The sequence below is a fragment of the Paraburkholderia saeva genome (genome assembly GCF_907164555.1).
Taxonomy (GTDB): Bacteria; Pseudomonadota; Gammaproteobacteria; order Burkholderiales; family Burkholderiaceae; genus Paraburkholderia; species Paraburkholderia saeva.
Map to the genome: position 1 here is coordinate 897,993 of NZ_CAJQZC010000001.1, position 18,247 is coordinate 916,239.

18 protein-coding genes, 1 tRNA gene and 1 pseudogene are annotated in these 18,247 nt (G+C 60.6%); all 20 read left to right on the plus strand.

The window, feature by feature from the left end:
* The first annotated feature begins 107 nt into the window (after positions 1-107).
* Positions 108-890 carry a triose-phosphate isomerase gene (gene tpiA / locus LPA36_RS04050; protein ID WP_228874843.1) on the plus strand — a complete coding sequence of 261 codons (783 nt, stop codon included), beginning with the start codon at positions 108-110 and terminating at the stop codon, positions 888-890.
* 97 nt (positions 891-987) lie between these two features.
* Positions 988-1,365: a preprotein translocase subunit SecG gene (gene secG, locus LPA36_RS04055; protein ID WP_228874844.1), complete on the plus strand. Its 378-nt coding sequence runs from the start codon at positions 988-990 to the stop codon at positions 1,363-1,365.
* A 114-nt stretch (positions 1,366-1,479) separates the two neighbouring features.
* Positions 1,480-1,564: transfer RNA gene (locus LPA36_RS04060), tRNA-Leu, on the plus strand.
* Positions 1,565-1,791: 227 nt separating this feature from the next.
* Positions 1,792-2,151: an NADH-quinone oxidoreductase subunit A gene (locus LPA36_RS04065; protein WP_090531360.1), complete on the plus strand. Its 360-nt coding sequence runs from the start codon at positions 1,792-1,794 to the stop codon at positions 2,149-2,151.
* A gap of 62 nt (positions 2,152-2,213) precedes the next feature.
* A complete protein-coding gene (locus LPA36_RS04070; RefSeq protein WP_006052903.1) occupies positions 2,214-2,693 on the plus strand; it encodes a NuoB/complex I 20 kDa subunit family protein in 480 nt (159 codons plus the stop codon).
* 23 nt (positions 2,694-2,716) lie between these two features.
* Positions 2,717-3,319: an NADH-quinone oxidoreductase subunit C gene (locus tag LPA36_RS04075; protein ID WP_228874845.1), complete on the plus strand. Its 603-nt coding sequence runs from the start codon at positions 2,717-2,719 to the stop codon at positions 3,317-3,319.
* 9 nt (positions 3,320-3,328) lie between these two features.
* Positions 3,329-4,582 carry an NADH-quinone oxidoreductase subunit D gene (locus tag LPA36_RS04080; protein ID WP_228874846.1) on the plus strand — a complete coding sequence of 418 codons (1,254 nt, stop codon included), beginning with the start codon at positions 3,329-3,331 and terminating at the stop codon, positions 4,580-4,582.
* Positions 4,583-4,704: 122 nt separating this feature from the next.
* Entirely contained in the window at positions 4,705-5,190 is a 486-nt protein-coding gene (nuoE, locus tag LPA36_RS04085) for an NADH-quinone oxidoreductase subunit NuoE (RefSeq protein WP_228874847.1), read from the plus strand.
* Positions 5,187-6,515: an NADH-quinone oxidoreductase subunit NuoF gene (nuoF, locus tag LPA36_RS04090; RefSeq protein WP_228874848.1), complete on the plus strand. Its 1,329-nt coding sequence runs from the start codon at positions 5,187-5,189 to the stop codon at positions 6,513-6,515. Before nuoE ends, nuoF begins: the two co-directional genes overlap by 4 nt.
* Positions 6,516-6,638: 123 nt before the next feature.
* Positions 6,639-8,975 (plus strand): NADH-quinone oxidoreductase subunit NuoG, encoded by a 2,337-nt coding sequence (nuoG, locus tag LPA36_RS04095; protein WP_228874849.1) that lies wholly within the window; start codon positions 6,639-6,641, stop codon positions 8,973-8,975.
* Complete coding sequence (nuoH, locus tag LPA36_RS04100) at positions 8,976-10,040, plus strand: NADH-quinone oxidoreductase subunit NuoH (protein ID WP_228874850.1); 1,065 nt, start codon at positions 8,976-8,978, stop codon at positions 10,038-10,040.
* 15 nt (positions 10,041-10,055) lie between these two features.
* On the plus strand, positions 10,056-10,544 hold the full coding sequence (nuoI, locus tag LPA36_RS04105; protein WP_007588142.1) for an NADH-quinone oxidoreductase subunit NuoI: 489 nt from the start codon (positions 10,056-10,058) through the stop codon (positions 10,542-10,544).
* A gap of 169 nt (positions 10,545-10,713) precedes the next feature.
* On the plus strand, positions 10,714-11,424 hold the full coding sequence (locus LPA36_RS04110; RefSeq protein WP_228874851.1) for an NADH-quinone oxidoreductase subunit J: 711 nt from the start codon (positions 10,714-10,716) through the stop codon (positions 11,422-11,424).
* Between the two features lie 17 nt (positions 11,425-11,441).
* On the plus strand, positions 11,442-11,747 hold the full coding sequence (gene nuoK / locus LPA36_RS04115; RefSeq protein ID WP_006052894.1) for an NADH-quinone oxidoreductase subunit NuoK: 306 nt from the start codon (positions 11,442-11,444) through the stop codon (positions 11,745-11,747).
* A 17-nt stretch (positions 11,748-11,764) separates the two neighbouring features.
* On the plus strand, positions 11,765-13,852 hold the full coding sequence (nuoL, locus tag LPA36_RS04120) for an NADH-quinone oxidoreductase subunit L (protein ID WP_228874852.1): 2,088 nt from the start codon (positions 11,765-11,767) through the stop codon (positions 13,850-13,852).
* Between the two features lie 14 nt (positions 13,853-13,866).
* Positions 13,867-15,357 (plus strand): NADH-quinone oxidoreductase subunit M, encoded by a 1,491-nt coding sequence (locus LPA36_RS04125; protein WP_228874853.1) that lies wholly within the window; start codon positions 13,867-13,869, stop codon positions 15,355-15,357.
* Positions 15,358-15,382: 25 nt separating this feature from the next.
* On the plus strand, positions 15,383-16,855 hold the full coding sequence (gene nuoN / locus LPA36_RS04130; protein WP_228874854.1) for an NADH-quinone oxidoreductase subunit NuoN: 1,473 nt from the start codon (positions 15,383-15,385) through the stop codon (positions 16,853-16,855).
* Positions 16,855-17,157, plus strand: a complete 303-nt coding sequence (locus tag LPA36_RS04135) for a DUF2818 family protein (RefSeq protein WP_228874855.1) — start codon at positions 16,855-16,857, stop codon at positions 17,155-17,157. The genes nuoN and LPA36_RS04135 overlap by 1 nt, the downstream gene beginning before the upstream one ends.
* Before the next feature lie 42 nt (positions 17,158-17,199).
* Positions 17,200-17,790 carry an NUDIX domain-containing protein gene (locus tag LPA36_RS04140; protein ID WP_228874856.1) on the plus strand — a complete coding sequence of 197 codons (591 nt, stop codon included), beginning with the start codon at positions 17,200-17,202 and terminating at the stop codon, positions 17,788-17,790.
* Positions 17,791-17,865: 75 nt separating this feature from the next.
* Positions 17,866-18,247, plus strand: a pseudogene (locus LPA36_RS04145) (transposase); the annotation flags it as partial.

Here is an 18,247-nt window from a genome sequence, read left to right on the forward strand (position 1 = left end):
CCGTCAACGCACAGTAAAATTGCGTGTTCTGCGCCCGGCGCGTGATTCATGAATTCCGAAGACGGGCCGACGCATAGTACGAGCCTGTCTCACGACAAAACGAGACAATGTCGAAACAACGAGCGAAAGCAGTAGTCGGTAACTGGAAGATGTTCGGTCGCCTTGACCAGAACGCGAGCCTGATGAAGGCCGTGGCGCAAGGTGTCGATACATTGCCGGAAGGCCTTCTTGTGGGGCTGTGTGTGCCGTGCCCGTATCTTTCGCAGGCACAGACGCTGCTGGGTGGCTCGCGTGTGGCGTGGGGCGTGCAAGACGTCTCCGCGTTCACCGAGGGTGCCTACACGGGCGAAGTCGCGGCAGACATGGCCGCCGATTTTGGCGCGAGGTTTGCGATTGTCGGTCACTCGGAGCGTCGTGCGTATCATCGCGAAAGCGCTGAGCTGGTAGCGGCAAAAACGCAGCGTGCGCTCGAAGCCGGGCTGGTACCGATTGTCTGCGTTGGCGAAACGCTCGAGCAGCGTGACGCGGGCGAGACGGAGCTGGTCGTCGGCGCGCAGATCGACGAAGTGCTCGCGAAGCTTTCGCTGGAAGAAGCGGCTCGCATCGTGGTCGCATATGAGCCGGTCTGGGCGATCGGCACGGGCAAGAGCGCGACGGCCGGGCAGGCGCAAAAGGTTCACGCATTCCTGCGTGGGCGACTTGCCGCAAAAGGCGCGGAAGTGGCCGAAGTGCACGTGCTCTATGGCGGCAGTGTGAAACCGGACAACGCGGAAGAGTTGTTCCGTCAGCCGGATATCGATGGCGGCCTGGTTGGCGGCGCATCGTTGAAGGACAAGGATTTCCTGGCGATCTGCAACGCGGCGCAAGCCGTAATGGCCGACGCGGCGTAAGTCGTAGCGGCCGGGCAGGGCGCCCGGGCGAGGTAGACCCATTCCGTGCGCCGCACATTGTGTGGCACGGTTAAATAAAGACTCTCAGGTGAGTGTGATGCTGTATTTGAAAACGTTGATCATCGTCGTTCAGTTGCTGTCGGCGCTTGGGGTCATTGGCCTCGTGTTGCTGCAGCACGGCAAGGGCGCCGATATGGGCGCTGCATTTGGCAGTGGCGCGTCGGGCAGTCTCTTCGGCGCGACGGGTTCGGCAAACTTTTTGTCGCGCACCACGGCCGTCCTCGCCGCTGTGTTTTTTGTCACGACGCTGGCGCTTACGTACCTCGGTTCGTATCATGCGAAGCCGTCGGCAGGCGTACTCGGTGCAGCGGTGTCGGCACCGGTTGTGGCGTCCGCTGCCTCGGCACCGGCAGGTGTTTCGGCTGCGATCGCGGCTTCCGCTGCGTCCGCTCCGGGCCAGGATGTGCCGAAATAAAATTTTCGGGTAAAACGCTTTTTGTGCGTTGAACAAACTGTTTAAACCAGTTACAATTCAAGTCTTGAAGCGATTCGCGGGTTTTATAGCTTGTTTTCCCGGATTGCAGACAGTGCCGACGTGGTGAAATTGGTAGACACGCTATCTTGAGGGGGTAGTGGCGAAAGCTGTGCGAGTTCGAGTCTCGCCGTCGGCACCAATGTTATCTAATGCCAGCCGATTGCTCTTTGCTTCGGCTGGCATTTTTACTTCTGGTGTACTGCTTGCTGTTTGCTTGCATTGCCAAGCAGCCCGAAGTGATTTCGCGTCAGGATGTTGCAGTGCGCTGCATGCGGTATGCTGCTCGCGGTTTTCCGCTTGCGTTTCACTGCCTGCATTGCGCTGTATCGCCTGGCCACATTCAGAACCAACCGATTGAGGATAGTCTTGAACCTCGCAGCCTATTTCCCCGTCCTGTTGTTCCTTATTGTTGGAACCGGTTTAGGCGTAGCACTGGTCAGTATCGGCAAGATCCTCGGTCCCAACCGGCCTGACACCGAGAAGAACGCACCGTACGAGTGCGGCTTCGAGGCATTCGAAGATGCGCGCATGAAGTTCGATGTGCGCTACTACCTGGTTGCCATTCTCTTCATTATTTTCGACCTTGAAACCGCGTTTCTGTTCCCGTGGGGCGTTGCCCTGCGCGATATCGGCTGGCCCGGCTTCATGGCGATGATGATTTTCCTGCTCGAATTCCTGCTTGGCTTCGCCTATATCTGGAAGAAGGGCGGCCTCGATTGGGAATGACAGATTAATCGCCGGTTTGCGTGGGTGGCATGGCTTGCCGCCCCGTCTGGAGTGGAAAGCAAATGAGTATCGAAGGGGTCTTGAAGGAAGGGTTTGTCACCACCACGGCTGACAAGCTGATCAACTGGACGCGCACCGGCTCGCTGTGGCCGATGACGTTCGGTCTCGCGTGTTGCGCGGTCGAGATGATGCATGCGGGCGCCGCCCGTTATGACCTCGACCGTTTCGGCGTGGTGTTTCGTCCGAGTCCGCGTCAGTCGGACGTGATGATCGTCGCCGGCACGCTGTGCAACAAGATGGCGCCTGCTCTGCGCAAGGTCTACGACCAGATGGCCGAGCCGCGCTGGGTGATTTCGATGGGTTCGTGCGCGAACGGCGGCGGCTATTACCACTACTCGTATTCGGTGGTGCGTGGTTGCGACCGTATCGTGCCGGTCGACGTCTATGTGCCGGGGTGCCCGCCCACGGCTGAAGCGCTGGTCTACGGCGTGATCCAGCTACAGGCGAAGATCCGCCGCACCAATACCATCGCCCGTCAATAAGGCCAACGCCTCTTCCCCACAATATGGCAAGCAAACTCGAGACTCTCAAAGCGAACCTCGAGGCGGCCTTTGGCGGCCGCCTGCTGAGCGTCACCGAAGCAATCGGTGAGCTGACGATCGTCGTCAAGGCGAGCGATTACCTCGAAGTGGCAACGCGCCTGCGCGACGACAAGTCGCTCGGCTTCGAGCAGTTGATGGACCTGTGCGGCGTCGATTACCAGACGTACGGCGATGGCGCCTATGAAGGCCCGCGCTTCGCAGCCGTGCTGCATCTGCTGTCGGTGGCGAACAACTGGCGTCTGCGTGTGCGCGTGTTCGCGCCTGATGATGAAGTGCCGGTCGTCGCGTCGGTTGTCGATATCTGGAGTTCTGCCAACTGGTACGAGCGCGAAGCGTTCGACCTGTACGGCATCGTCTTCGAAGGTCACCCGGACCTGCGCCGGATCCTGACCGACTATGGCTTTATTGGCCACCCGTTCCGCAAGGATTTCCCGATTTCCGGCTACGTCGAAATGCGTTACGACCCGGAAGAGAAGCGCGTCGTCTACCAGCCGGTGACGATCGAGCCGCGGGAAATCACACCGCGCGTGATCCGTGAGGATCGCTATGGCGGTCTGAAACACTAAGAGAACGCCATGGCAGAGATCAAGAACTACACGCTCAACTTCGGCCCGCAACACCCGGCCGCGCACGGTGTGCTGCGCCTCGTGCTCGAACTCGACGGCGAAGTGATCCAGCGCGCCGATCCGCACATCGGCCTGCTGCACCGCGCGACCGAAAAGCTCGCTGAAACCAAGACCTTCATCCAGTCCGTGCCGTATATGGACCGTCTCGACTACGTGTCGATGATGGTGAACGAGCACGGCTATGTGATGGCCATCGAAAAGCTGCTCGGCATCGACGTGCCGGTGCGCGCACAGTACATCCGCGTGATGTTCGACGAAGTGACGCGCGTGCTGAACCACCTGATGTGGATCGGCGCCCACGCACTCGACGTCGGCGCAATGGCGGTGTTCCTGTACGCGTTCCGCGAACGCGAAGACCTGATGGACGTGTACGAAGCGGTCTCCGGCGCACGGATGCACGCGGCGTACTACCGTCCGGGCGGCGTCTATCGCGATCTGCCTGACGCAATGCCGCAATACAAGGCGTCGAAGATCCGCAATGCGAAGGCGCTCTCGAAGATGAACGAGAACCGTCAGGGTTCGCTGCTCGACTTCATCGACGATTTCTTCACGCGCTTTCCGAAGTGTGTCGACGAATACGAAACGCTGTTGACCGACAACCGGATCTGGAAACAGCGTCTGGTCGGCATTGGCGTGGTGAGCCCGGAGCGTGCACTGCAACTCGGCATGACGGGCGCGATGCTGCGCGGTTCGGGCATCGAATGGGATCTGCGCAAAAAGCAGCCGTACGAAGTTTATGACAAGCTCGACTTCGATATTCCGGTTGGCGTGAACGGCGACTGCTACGACCGCTATCTGGTGCGCGTCGAGGAAATGCGTCAGTCCACGCGCATCGTGAAACAGTGTATCGAGTGGCTCAGGAAGAATCCGGGCCCGGTGATGGTCGACAATCACAAGGTTGCGCCGCCGTCGCGCGTCGGCATGAAGTCGAACATGGAAGAGCTGATTCACCACTTCAAGCTCTTCACGGAAGGCTTCCACGTGCCGGAAGGCGAGGCGTACGCAGCGGTCGAACATCCGAAGGGCGAGTTCGGCATCTATCTGATTTCGGATGGTGCGAACAAGCCGTATCGCCTGAAGATCCGCGCGCCGGGTTACGCGCATCTGTCCGCGCTCGATGAAATGGCGCGCGGTCACATGATCGCCGACGCCGTGACGATCATCGGTACGCAGGACATCGTGTTCGGCGAAGTGGATCGCTAGGCAATTTTCATAACGGCGCGCGCGGTCCCTCGCGCGTCAAGCAAAGGAACGCCGGGTCTGTCGCAGCAAACAATGAGCGGCAGGTTTTCGTTCGGTAGGAATTGAAAGAGTCGTGTCTGAAAATGATCTCAGCTGAAGGCCTGAAAGAAATCGATCGTGCGATCGCGAAGTATCCCGCCGATCAGAAACAGTCCGCCGTGATGTCGGCGTTGGCCACTGCTCAGGAAGAGCACGGCTGGCTGTCGCCCGAAATCATGCAGTTCGTGGCTGACTACCTTGGCATGCCCGCGGTTGCCGTGCAGGAGGTTGCGACCTTCTACACGATGTACAACACGTCGCCGGTCGGCAAGTACAAGATCACGCTCTGCACGAACCTGCCGTGCCAGCTCGGCCCGGACGGCGGTTCGGAAAGCGCCGCCGAATACCTGAAACAGAAACTCGGCATCGACTTCGGCGAAACCACGGCGGACGGCCAGTTCACCCTGAAAGAGGGCGAATGCATGGGTTCGTGCGGCGATGCGCCGGTGCTGCTCGTGAACAACCACCGTATGTGCAGCTTCATGAGCCGCGAGAAGATCGACCAGCTGCTCGAGGAACTTTCGAAATGACGTCTTTACACGATCGTCACATCAAACCGCTGATTCTCGCCGGCCTGAACGGCGACAACTGGCATCTCGAAGACTACGTCGCGCGCGGTGGTTACAAGCAGCTGCGCCGCATTCTGGAAGAGAAGATTCCGCCCGAGCAGGTGATCGCCGACGTGAAAGCGTCGGGTCTGCGCGGCCGTGGCGGTGCAGGCTTCCCGACCGGCCTGAAGTGGAGCTTCATGCCGCGTCAGTTCCCGGGGCAGAAATACCTCGTCTGCAATTCGGACGAAGGCGAGCCGGGCACCTTCAAGGATCGCGACATCCTCCGCTGGAACCCACATTCGCTGATCGAAGGCATGGCCATTGGCGCGTACGCGATGGGCATCACGGTCGGCTACAACTACATCCACGGCGAAATCTGGGAAACCTACAAGGTCTTCGAAGAAGCGCTTGAAGAAGCGCGTCGCGCGGGTTTCCTCGGCGCGAACATCATGGGTTCGGGTTTCTCGTTCGAACTCCATGCGCACCACGGTTACGGCGCCTACATCTGTGGCGAAGAAACCGCGCTGCTCGAGTCGCTCGAAGGCAAGAAAGGCCAGCCGCGTTTCAAGCCGCCGTTCCCGGCGAGCTTCGGCGTGTACGGCAAGCCGACGACGATCAACAACACTGAGACGTTCGCAGCCGTGCCGTTCCTGCTGGAAATCGGCCCGCAGGCGTACCTCGAACTGGGCAAGCCGAACAACGGCGGCACGAAGATCTTCTCGATCTCCGGCGACATCGAACGTCCGGGCAACTATGAAGTGCCGCTCGGCACCCCGTTCGCGACGCTGCTGGAACTCGCAGGCGGCATGCGCGGCGGCAAGAAGATCAAGGCCGTGATTCCGGGTGGTTCGTCGGCGCCGGTAATTCCTGGCGAGATGATGATGAACACCGATCTCGACTACGACTCGATCGCGAAGGCCGGCTCGATGCTCGGTTCCGGCGCGGTGATCGTGATGGACGAGACGCGTTGCATGGTGCGCTCGCTGTTGCGTCTGTCGTACTTCTATTACGAAGAATCGTGTGGTCAGTGCACGCCGTGCCGCGAAGGCACCGGCTGGCTGTATCGCGTCGTGCATCGTATCGAACACGGGCTCGGCCGCCAGGAAGATCTGGACCTGCTGAACTCGGTTGCCGAAAACATCATGGGCCGCACGATCTGCGCGCTCGGCGACGCAGCGGCCATGCCGGTGCGCGGCATGCTGAAGCACTACTGGGACGAATTCGCGTACCACGTCGAGCACAAGCATTGCATGGTCGGCGGGCATGCGGGCGCGGCAGCGGCAACGGAAACAGTCGCTGCCTGAGCCACAAAGACGAAGCACCGGCCGCGGGGATTCATCGCTGTAACTCCTGAAGAGCCAGCGCGTGAATGGACGAATGAGCAGGCGAACGAATGAGCGGTAACAGGTTAAGGAAGATTGACCATCATGGTTGAACTTGAAATAGACGGCAAGACAGTCGAGGTACCGGAAGGCAGCATGGTGATCCAGGCTGCGCATAAGGTCGATACGTACATTCCTCACTTCTGCTATCACAAGAAGCTGTCGATTGCGGCCAACTGCCGGATGTGTCTTGTCGAAGTCGAGAAGATGCCGAAGGCTGTGCCGGCATGCGCGACGCCGGTGTCGGCGGGCATGATCGTGCGCACGAAGTCGGACAAGGCAGTGAAAGCGCAGCAATCCGTGATGGAATTCCTGCTGATCAACCATCCGCTCGACTGCCCGATCTGCGATCAGGGCGGCGAATGTCAACTGCAGGATCTGGCGGTCGGTTACGGCAAGTCGTCGTCGCGTTATAGCGAAGAGAAGCGCGTCGTGTTCCACAAGAACGTCGGCCCGCTGATCTCGATGGAAGAAATGACACGCTGCATTCACTGCACGCGTTGCGTCCGTTTCGGCCAGGAAGTCGCCGGTGTGATGGAACTCGGCATGCTGGGTCGCGGCGAGCACTCGGAAATCACGTCGTTCGTCGGCAAGACGGTCGATTCGGAACTGTCGGGCAACATGATCGACCTGTGCCCGGTCGGCGCGCTGACCAGCAAGCCGTTCCGCTACAGCGCCCGTACGTGGGAACTGTCCCGCCGCAAGTCGGTGAGCCCGCACGATTCCGTCGGCGCGAACCTCGTGGTGCAGGTCAAGAACAATCGCGTGATGCGCGCGCTGCCGTTCGAAAACGAAGCGATCAACGAATGCTGGATCTCGGACAAGGATCGTTTCTCGTACGAAGGCCTGAACAGCGCGGAGCGTCTCACGCAGCCGATGCTGAAGCAGGACGGCAAGTGGATTGAAACCGACTGGCAGACGGCGCTCGAATACGTCGTCAAGGGTCTGAATGGCATCAAGGGCGATCACGGCGCGAACGCGCTGGCTGCGCTCGCCAGCCCGCACAGCACGGTCGAAGAACTGTTCCTGCTGAAGAAGCTCGCACAGGCAGTCGGTACGCCGAACGTCGACTTCCGTCTGCGTCAGTCGGACTTCTCCGCACCGGTCAACGGTGCGCCGTGGCTCGGCACCGCTATCGCCGATCTGTCGAACCTCGACGCCGCGCTGGTGATCGGTTCGACGCTGCGCCGCGATCATCCGCTGCTGGCTGCGCGTCTGCGTCAGGCTGCGAAGAGCGGCGCGAAGCTCACGTTCCTGCAGGCAACCGCTGACGACGCACTGATTCCGCAGGCGAAGCGCGTTGTCGCGGCGCCGTCGGCATGGCTCAACGAACTCGCTGGCATTGCTGCTTCGGTCGCTGAGCTGCGCGGTGAAGCACTTCCGGACGCGCTGTCGGGCGTCGAGGCATCGGACGCGGCGAAGCAGGCAGCCGCATCGCTCGCAGGTGGCTCGACGCGCGTCGTGCTGCTCGGCAACGGCGCGGTACAGCATCCGCAATTCGCACAGATTCACGCAGCGGCTCAATGGATTGCCGATGCAACCGGCGCAACGCTCGGCTTCCTCACGGAAGCGGCGAACACGGTCGGCGCGCACCTCGTCGGCGCAGTGCCGGATGCAGGTGGTCTGAACGCACGTGAAGTGTTCGAGCAGCCGCGCAAGGGTTACGTGCTGCTGAACATGGAGCCGGAATTCGATACGGCCAACCCCGCGCAGGCACTGGCCGCGTTGAAGCAGGCGGAAATGGTCGTCGTGATGTCGTCGTTCGTGACGGGCACCGACTACGCCGACGTGCTGCTGCCGGTCGCGCCGTTCACGGAAACGGCCGGCACGTTCGTCAACGCCGAAGGTACGGTTCAGACGTTCAACGGCGTCGTGCGTCCGCTCGGCGAAACGCGTCCGGCATGGAAGGTGTTGCGCGTGCTGGGCAGCATCCTCGGCGTGCCGGGTTTCGACTACGACACGGCTGAAGAAGTGCGCACGGCTGCATTGGGCGACGGCGATCTCAGCCCGCGTCTGTCGAACAGGACGCAAGTGGCGGTGGCGCGCGGCAACGGCACGGCGAAGGCCGCCGAAGGCAGGTTCGAACGCATCGCCGATGTACCGATTTATCACGCTGATCCGCTGGTGCGCCGCGCGGAATCGCTGCACCTGACGGCTGCAGCACGCGCAGCGAATTCGGCCGGTCTGCCGGCTTCGCTGTTCGACAAGCTGGGTCTGAAAGAGGGCGACGCGATCCGCGTGCGCCAGGGCGAACTGTCGGTGCAACTGCCGGCAGTGCGTGATGCGAATCTTGCGGAAACGGTCGTCCGCGTATCGGCAGGCACGCCTGCTGGTGCAGCGCTGGGCAGCCTGTTCGGTGAACTGGTGGTGGAGAAGGCGTAAATGAGCTTGTTCGAAACGATCAACTCGGGCGGCACCCAGCTTCTCGGTGTGGCATGGCCCACGGTGTGGGCGCTCGTGCGCATCCTGGTGGTGGCCGTCGTGATCCTGCTGTGCGTGGCTTATCTGATCCTGTGGGAACGGAAGCTGATCGGCTGGATGCACGTGCGTCTCGGCCCGAACCGCGTCGGTCCGGCCGGTCTGTTGCAGCCGATCGCCGACGTGCTGAAGCTGCTGCTGAAGGAAGTCATTCAGCCGACACAGGCAAGCCGCTGGATCTACATGATCGCGCCGATCATGGTGGTGGTGCCGGCCTTCGCAGTCTGGGCGGTGATTCCGTTCCAGGCGGGCGCGGTGCTCGGCGACATCAACGCGGGTCTCCTGTACGCAATGGCGATTTCGTCGGTTGGTGTGTACGGCGTGATTCTCGCCGGCTGGGCGTCGAACTCGAAGTACGCATTTCTCGGTGCGATGCGCGCCGCGGCACAGATGGTGTCGTACGAAATCTCGATGGGCTTCGCGCTCGTCGTCGTGCTGATGACGTCGGGAAGTCTGAACCTCTCGGACATCGTCACTTCGCAGGAACGCGGCATTTTCGCGAGCTACGGCCTCAACTTCCTGTCGTGGAACTGGCTGCCGCTGCTGCCGATGTTCGTCGTCTACTTCATTTCCGGCATCGCTGAAACGAACCGCCACCCGTTCGACGTGGTGGAAGGGGAGTCGGAAATCGTGGCCGGCCACATGATCGATTATTCGGGCATGGCGTTCGCGCTGTTCTTCCTCGCCGAGTACATCAACATGATCGTGATCTCGGCGATCGCCGCGACGATGTTCCTCGGCGGCTGGAGCGCGCCGTTCGGTTTCCTGTCGTTCGTGCCGGGCATTGTGTGGCTCGTCGCGAAAGTTTTCTTCCTGCTGTCGGTGTTCATCTGGGCACGTGCTACGTTCCCGCGCTATCGCTATGACCAGATCATGCGTCTGGGCTGGAAAGTCTTCATTCCGGTCTGCGTGGTGTGGCTGGTGGTGGTCGGCTTCTGGATCATGTCGCCGTTGAATATCTGGAAATAAAGGGCGGATGAACCCATGACCGCAATTCAAAACTTCTTCAAGACCTTCTTCCTGACGGAGCTGCTGAAGGGCCTCGCGCTGACCGGACGCTACACGTTTCAGCGCAAGATCACGGTGCAGTTCCCCGAAGAAAAGACGCCGATTTCGCCGCGTTTCCGCGGCCTGCATGCACTGCGCCGCTATGAAAATGGCGAAGAGCGCTGCATCGCCTGCAAGCTGTGCGAAGCGGTGTGCCCGGCACTCGCCATCACGATCGAGTCGGAAACCCGCGCGGACAATACCCGCCGCACGACGCGCTACGACATCGACCTGACCAAATGCATCTTCTGCGGTTTCTGCGAAGAAAGCTGCCCCGTCGATTCGATCGTCGAGACGCACATTCTCGAATATCACGGCGAAAAGCGCGGCGACCTGTACTTCACGAAGGACATGCTGCTGGCCGTGGGTGATCGCTACGAAACCGAGATCGCTGCAAACAAGGCGGCCGACGCGCCGTATCGTTAAACCCGGCTGAACGCGGTTGAAACGCTGCTTGTTCGACGCTGCAACGGCCCGCTGCCGGGTCGTAAGCTGAAGTCTGACCGCTTCGGCATCGCGCACTTGTGTACTGCTTTCACGGATGCGCGTGCCAAAGAACCATGCCTGATGATGGCCTAACGATGAACCGGTAATCATGGAATTCACGACCGTACTGTTCTACATCTTCGCGCTGCTCCTGGTGGTATCAGGGCTGAAGGTGATCACCTCGCGCAACCCGGTGAGCTCCGCGCTCTTCCTGGTGCTCGCGTTCTTCAACGCCGCGGCCATCTGGATGCTGCTCGAGGCTGAATTCCTCGCGATCCTGCTCGTGCTGGTCTACGTCGGCGCGGTGATGGTGCTGTTCCTGTTCGTCGTGATGATGCTGGACATCAATCTCGACGTGCTGCGACGCGACTTCAAACGCTTCGTGCCGATGGCGACGATTGTCGGCGCGATCATCGTGATCGAAACCGCGCTGATCCTCTGGCACGGCTACGGCGCGACCGTCCAGCCGGTGCGCGACACGACGGTGGCCGGCGCTGCAGCCGCAACCGCCGGCTGGTCGAACACGCGCATCATCGGCAAGATGATCTACACCGACTACATCTTCGCGTTCGAAGTGGCGGGCCTCGTGCTGCTCGTCGCGATCATCGCCGCGATTGCGCTGACCACGCGTCATGCGAAGGACAGCAAGCGCCAGGTTGTCGGCGATCAGGTGAAGGTGCGCGCGCAGGACCGGGTGCGCATCGTCAAGATGCCGTCGGAAAAGACCGCTGCGACCGAAGCTGCCGAAGCCGCTGCCGCCGCAAAGGCCGCCGCAGCAGAAGCTGCAACGGCTGCGGCCGCGCCTGCAAAGAACGGCTGAGCGCCCAGGAGAAAAACATGTTGACCCTTGCTCATTACCTCGTCCTCGGCGCGATCCTGTTTGCGATCAGCATCGTCGGCATTTTCCTGAACCGTCGCAACGTCATCATCATCCTGATGGCGATCGAGCTGATGCTGCTGGCGGTGAATACCAATTTCGTCGCCTTCTCGCATTACCTCGGCGACGTGCATGGCCAGATCTTCGTGTTCTTCGTGCTGACGGTTGCGGCAGCGGAAGCAGCGATCGGTCTCGCCATTCTGGTGACCCTGTTCCGTAGCCTCGACACGATCAACGTCGAGGATCTCGATCAGCTCAAAGGTTAAATTCAGGCAAAGCTGTTATGTCAACGACACTCAATGAAAACCTGCTGCTAGCGGTCCCGCTTGCACCGCTGGCCGGCTCGCTGATTGCGGGGCTGTTCGGGAAAGCGGTGGGGCGCGCCGGGGCACACTCGGTTACGATCCTCGGCGTGGCGATCTCGTTCATCCTGTCGGCGATCGTCTTTTTCGACGTGCTGAACGGTGCGAGCTTCAACGCGACCGTCTACGAATGGCTGACCGTCGGCAAGCTGAAGTTCGAAGTGGGCTTCCTCGTCGATTCGCTCACGGCGATGATGATGTGTGTGGTGACCTTCGTGTCGCTGATGGTGCACATCTACACGATCGGCTACATGGCCGACGACGACGGTTATCAGCGCTTCTTCTCGTACATTTCGCTGTTCACGTTCTCGATGCTGATGCTCGTGATGAGCAACAACTTCCTGCAGCTGTTCTTCGGCTGGGAAGCGGTGGGTCTCGTGTCGTACCTGCTGATCGGCTTCTACTTCACACGTGAAAGCGCCATTTACGCGAATATGAAGGCGTTCATCGTGAACCGCGTGGGCGACTTCGGTTTCATTCTTGGCATTGGTCTGCTGCTGGCCTTCGCCGGCTCGATGAACTACGGCGACGTGTTCGCGAAGAGCCACGAACTGGCTTCGCTGAACTTCCCGGGCACGAGCTGGGGCCTGCTGACGGTTGCGTGTATCTGCCTCTTCATTGGCGCGATGGGCAAGTCGGCTCAGTTCCCGCTGCACGTGTGGCTGCCGGATTCGATGGAAGGCCCGACACCGATCTCCGCACTGATTCACGCGGCAACGATGGTGACGGCCGGTATCTTCATGGTCACGCGCATGTCGCCGCTGTTCGAACTGTCGGACACGGCACTCTCGTTCGTGATGGTGATCGGTGCGATCACGGCGCTGTTCATGGGTTTCCTCGGGATCATCCAGAACGACATCAAGCGCGTGGTGGCTTACTCGACGCTGTCGCAGCTCGGCTACATGACGGTCGCGCTCGGCGCGTCCGCGTACTCGGTTGCCGTGTTCCATCTGATGACGCACGCGTTCTTCAAGGCGCTGCTGTTCCTCGGCGCCGGTTCGGTGATCATCGGCATGCACCACGATCAGGACATCCGCAACATGGGCGGCCTGCGCAAGTACATGCCGATTACGTGGATCACGTCGCTGGTCGGTTCGCTGGCGCTGATCGGAACGCCCTTCTTCTCGGGCTTCTACTCGAAAGATTCGATCATCGATGCGGTGAAGCTGTCGCATCTGCCGGGTTCGGGTTTCGCGTACTTCGCGGTGGTGGCGAGCGTGTTCGTCACGGCGCTGTACTCGTTCCGTATGTACTTCCTCGTGTTCCACGGCGAAGAGCGTTTCCGCAATCCGAAGCATCCGGAGTCGCCGATGGGCGCGGAAGCTGCGGCGCACGCCGCGCACGGTCATGACGATCACGGCCACGGCCACGATGCGCACGGCCATGGTCACGACGATCACGGTCACGCCCACGAGCCGCACGAAACGCCCTGGGTGGTCTGGCTGCCGCTGGTGCTGCTCGCGATTCCGTCGGTCGTTATCGGTGCAATCGGCATCGGTCCGATGATTTACGGCGATTTCTTCCAGCACGGCGTGGCGTTCGACAAGGTGATCTTCATCGGCGAAAACCACGAGGCGCTGCACGAAATGGCCGAAGAATTCCACGGCTGGGCGGCGATGGGTCTGCATTCGGTGTCGGGTCTGCCGGTGTGGCTCGCGCTGGCTGGTGTCGTGGTGGCGTGGTTCCTGTATCTGGTCCGCCCGGACCTGCCGGCTGTCATCAAGCGCGCGTTCGGTCCGATCTACACGCTGCTCGACAACAAGTACTACATGGACAAGATCAACGAAATCGTCTTCGCGAAGGGCGCCGTGGCCATTGGCCGTGGTCTCTGGAAAGAGGGTGATGTCGTGGTCATCGACGGTATCGTCAACGGCAGCGCACGCTTCATTGGCTGGTTCGCCAGTGTGATCCGCTTCCTCCAATCCGGTTACATCTATCACTACGCGTTTGCCATGATTATCGGCATGTTGGGGCTCTTGACCCTGTTTGTAACGCTCGGCGGCAAATAAGGCGAGGGACACTAATGCACGCTTATCCGATTCTCAGTATCGCGATCTGGCTGCCGATCCTGTTCGGCCTCCTGGTCCTTGCCATTGGTTCCGATGAAACCCCCGGCCCGGCGCGCTGGCTTGCGCTGGTCGGCTCGGTACTCAGCTTCATCGTCACGATTCCGCTCATGACGGGCTTCGACTCCACCACTGCGGAACTGCAGTTCGTGGAGAAGGCCAACTGGATCGAACGCTTCAATATCACGTATCACCTGGGTGTCGACGGCATCTCGATGTGGTTCGTCGTGCTGACTGCGCTGATCACGGTGATCGTGGTTGTCTCAGCGTGGGAAGTGATCACGAAGAACGTGTCGCAGTATCTGGCTTCGTTCCTGATCCTGTCGGGCATCATGGTCGGTGTGTTCAGCGCCGCCGACGGCATGCTGTTCTACGTGTTCTTCGAAGCCACGCTGATCCCGATGTACATCATCATCGGCGTGTGGGGTGGGGCGAACCGCGTGTACGCGGCGTTCAAGTTCTTCCTGTACACGCTGATGGGTTCGCTGCTGATGCTGGTCGCGCTCCTGTACCTGTACACGCAGACGGGCACGTTCGATCTCGCCACGTGGCACAACGCGCAGATCGGCATGACGCCGCAGATATTGCTATTTATCGCGTTCTTCATGGCGTTCGCCGTGAAGGTGCCGATGTGGCCGGTGCACACGTGGTTGCCTGACGCCCACGTGGAAGCGCCGACGGGCGGCTCGGTCGTGCTGGCCGCGATCATGCTGAAGCTCGGCGCGTACGGTTTCGTGCGCTTCTCGCTGCCGATCGCGCCGGACGCAAGCCACTTCCTCGCGCCGGTCGTGATCACGCTGTCGCTGATCGCAGTGGTCTACATCGGCCTCGTCGCGCTGGTTCAGACGGACATGAAGAAGCTGGTCGCGTATTCGTCGATCGCGCACATGGGCTTTGTAACGCTTGGCTTCTTTATCTTCAATCAGCTTGGTGTTGAAGGCGCGATCGTCCAGATGATCTCGCACGGTTTTGTGTCGGGCGCAATGTTCCTGTGTATCGGGGTGCTGTACGACCGCATGCACTCGCGTCAGATCGCCGATTACGGCGGCGTCGTGAATACGATGCCGAAGTTCGCGGCACTCGTGATGCTGTTCTCGATGGCGAACTGCGGCCTGCCGGGCACGTCGGGTTTCGTCGGCGAATTCATGGTGATCCTGGCTGCTGTCCAGTTCAACTTCTGGATCGGTTTTGGCGCGGCGATCACGCTGATTCTCGGCGCGGGCTACACGCTGTGGATGTACAAGCGCGTGTACTTCGGCGCCGTGGCGAACGATCACGTGAAGGGCCTCCTCGACGTCAACCGTCGTGAGTTCTACATGCTGGCTGTGCTTGCGGTCCTGACGCTGTTCATGGGCCTCTATCCGAAGCCTTTCACCGATGTGATGCACGTATCCGTGGAAAACCTCCTCTCCCACGTCGCGCAGTCCAAGCTGCCGTTGTCACAGTAATACAGAGCGGAGGAATCTAAAGATCATGCAAAACGCCCCTATGAATGCTCTGTTGCCAGACGCGCTGCTGATGTTCGCAGTGGTCGTCGCGTGGCTCAACGACACGTTCGTCGGCCAGGCTGGCCGTCGCACGACGTATTACATCGCGGTCGTCTCGACGGTGGTCGCCGGCGTGTGGTTCGCGATCAACGCGTTCGATCCGCAGCAGCACTATTTCTTCTCGCGCATGTACGTCGTGGATTCGTTCGCGAGCGCGATGAAGGCGGTGGTGTCGCTGGGTTACGCGGTGTCGATCGTCTACTCGCGCAAGTATCTGGAAGATCGCGACCTGTTCCGCGGCGACTTCTTCCTGCTCGGCATGTTCTCGCTGCTCGGCCAGCTCGTGATGATTTCGGGCAACAACTTCCTGACGCTGTATCTCGGCCTCGAACTGATGTCGCTTTCGCTGTATGCGGTGATCGCGCTGCGTCGCGATGCGGCGCAGTCGAACGAAGCGGCGATGAAGTACTACGTGCTGGGCGCGCTCGCATCGGGTTTCCTGCTCTACGGCATCTCGATGCTCTATGGCGCGACTGGTTCGCTCGAACTCGGCGAAGTGCTGAAGGCCGTGGCGTCGGGTCATATCAATGACGTCGTGCTGCTGTTCGGCGTGATCTTCATCGTGGCTGGCGTTGCATTCAAGATGGGCGCGGTGCCGTTCCACATGTGGGTGCCGGACGTCTATCAAGGCGCACCGACTGCGATGACGCTCCTGACGGGCGGTGGTCCGAAGGTCGCTGCGTTCGCGTGGGGTCTGCGCTTCCTGGTGATGGGCCTGCTGCCGCTCGCAGTCGACTGGCAGGAAATGCTGGTCATTCTCGCGGCGCTTTCGATGATCGTCGGCAACATCACGGGTATCGTCCAGCGCAACATCAAGCGGATGCTGGCGTACTCGGCGATCTCGAACATGGGTTTCGTGCTGCTCGGTCTGCTGTCGGGTGTGGTCGACGGCAAGGCGGGTGGGGCGGCTGGCGCATACGGCTCGGCGATGTTCTATAGCATCGTCTACCTCGTGACGACGCTCGGCACGTTCGGCATCGTGATGCTGCTGGCACGCCGCGATTTCGAAGCCGAAACGCTCGACGACTTCAAGGGCCTCAACCAGCGCAGCCCGATCTTCGCGTTCGTGATGATGGTGATGATGTTCTCGCTCGCCGGCATCCCGCCGACGGTCGGCTTCTACGCGAAGCTCGCCGTGCTGGAAGCGACGATGAACGCTGGCCTGACGTGGCTTGCGGTGCTGGCGGTGGTGACGTCGTTGTTCGGCGCGTTCTACTACCTGCGTATCGTCAAGCTGATGTACTTCGATGCACCGCAGGACACGTCGCCGATTACGGGCGACGCCTGCAAGCGCACGCTGCTCGCGCTGAACGGTGTGGCCGTGCTGGTGCTCGGCATCGTGCCGGGCCCGCTGATGACAGTCTGCCTGCAGGCTATCCAGCACACCCTGCCGCTGTAATGTCGGCAGCGGGCTGGTTTATCGTGCTGTTGGCGCTCGCGGGCGCCAACCTGCCATTCCTGAACCAGAAGCTCTTCGCCGTCGTCCCGATGAAGTTGAAGACGGCGAAGAAGAGCGCCTGGTTGCGGATCGCCGAAATGATCGTGCTGTATTTCGTGATCGGCGCGCTCGGCTTCATGCTCGAAGCGCGCGCCGGTAACCGCTTCGATCAGGGCTGGCAGTTCTATGCGATCACGTTCAGTCTCTTTGTCGTGTTCGCGTTCCCCGGTTTCACCTGGCAGTACCTTCTCAAACGACGCTGACGGCGCCAGCCGTCCGCGCTCCATGCTTTTCCGAGGTCGCACATGGCTGAACTCCCGAACCACGACGCAACGCTCACCGAAAAGTGTCTGGAGAGCACGACCCTGCACGAGGGGCCGTTTCTGACGCTCAAGTGCGATACGGTCGAACTGCCTGATGGCAAGCACGCGACCCGCGAGTACGTGAAACACCCGGGCGCGGTGATGGTGATTCCGCTCTTCGACGACGGCCGCGTGTTGCTGGAAAGCCAGTATCGCTATCCGATCGGCAAGGTGATGTATGAATATCCGGCCGGCAAGCTGGACCCGGATGAGGGCGCACTCGCCTGCGCGAAGCGCGAACTGGCCGAAGAAACGGGTTATACGGCGCGTGAGTATGTCTACATCACGCGTATCCACCCGATCATTTCGTACTCGACCGAATTCATTGATATCTACCTCGCGCGCGGTCTGACAGCCGGCGAGCGCAAGCTCGACGACGGAGAGTTCCTCGAACTCTTCACGGCAACCGTGCCGGAAGTGTCCGAGTGGGTGCGCACCGGCAAGATCACCGATGTGAAAACGATCATCGGCACGTTCTGGCTCGAAAAGATCCTGTCGGGCACGTGGCCGACGGCGGCGCCCGAGCGCGACTGACGGGGTAGTCCCCCCGAGAATTAACGGGTGTTCAAGGTAGAATTTTCTAGCAGCAGGATCAACAGGAAATTTTGCATGAAGACGTCCAGATTCACGGAAAGCCAGATCATCGGAATTTTGAAGCAGGCCGAAGCCGGCACACCCGTGCCAGAGTTGTGCCGCGAGCACGGGATGAGCAGCGCGAGCTTCTACAAATGGCGCTCGAAATACGGCGGCATGGACGCGGCTTTGATGACCCGGATGAAGGAGCTTGAGACCGAAAATGCAAGGCTCAAGAAGATGTACGCCGAAGAGCGACTCAAGGCGGAGGTGGTACGTGAGGCGCTCGAAAAAAAGTGGTGAGGCCATCTCGTCGACGCGAGATGGCCATCCGCGCAGTCAAGGAGCGGGCGATGAGCGTACGGGCGGCCTGTGAGGCGTTTGGCGTAAGTGAGACCTGCTACCGCTACCAGGCAAA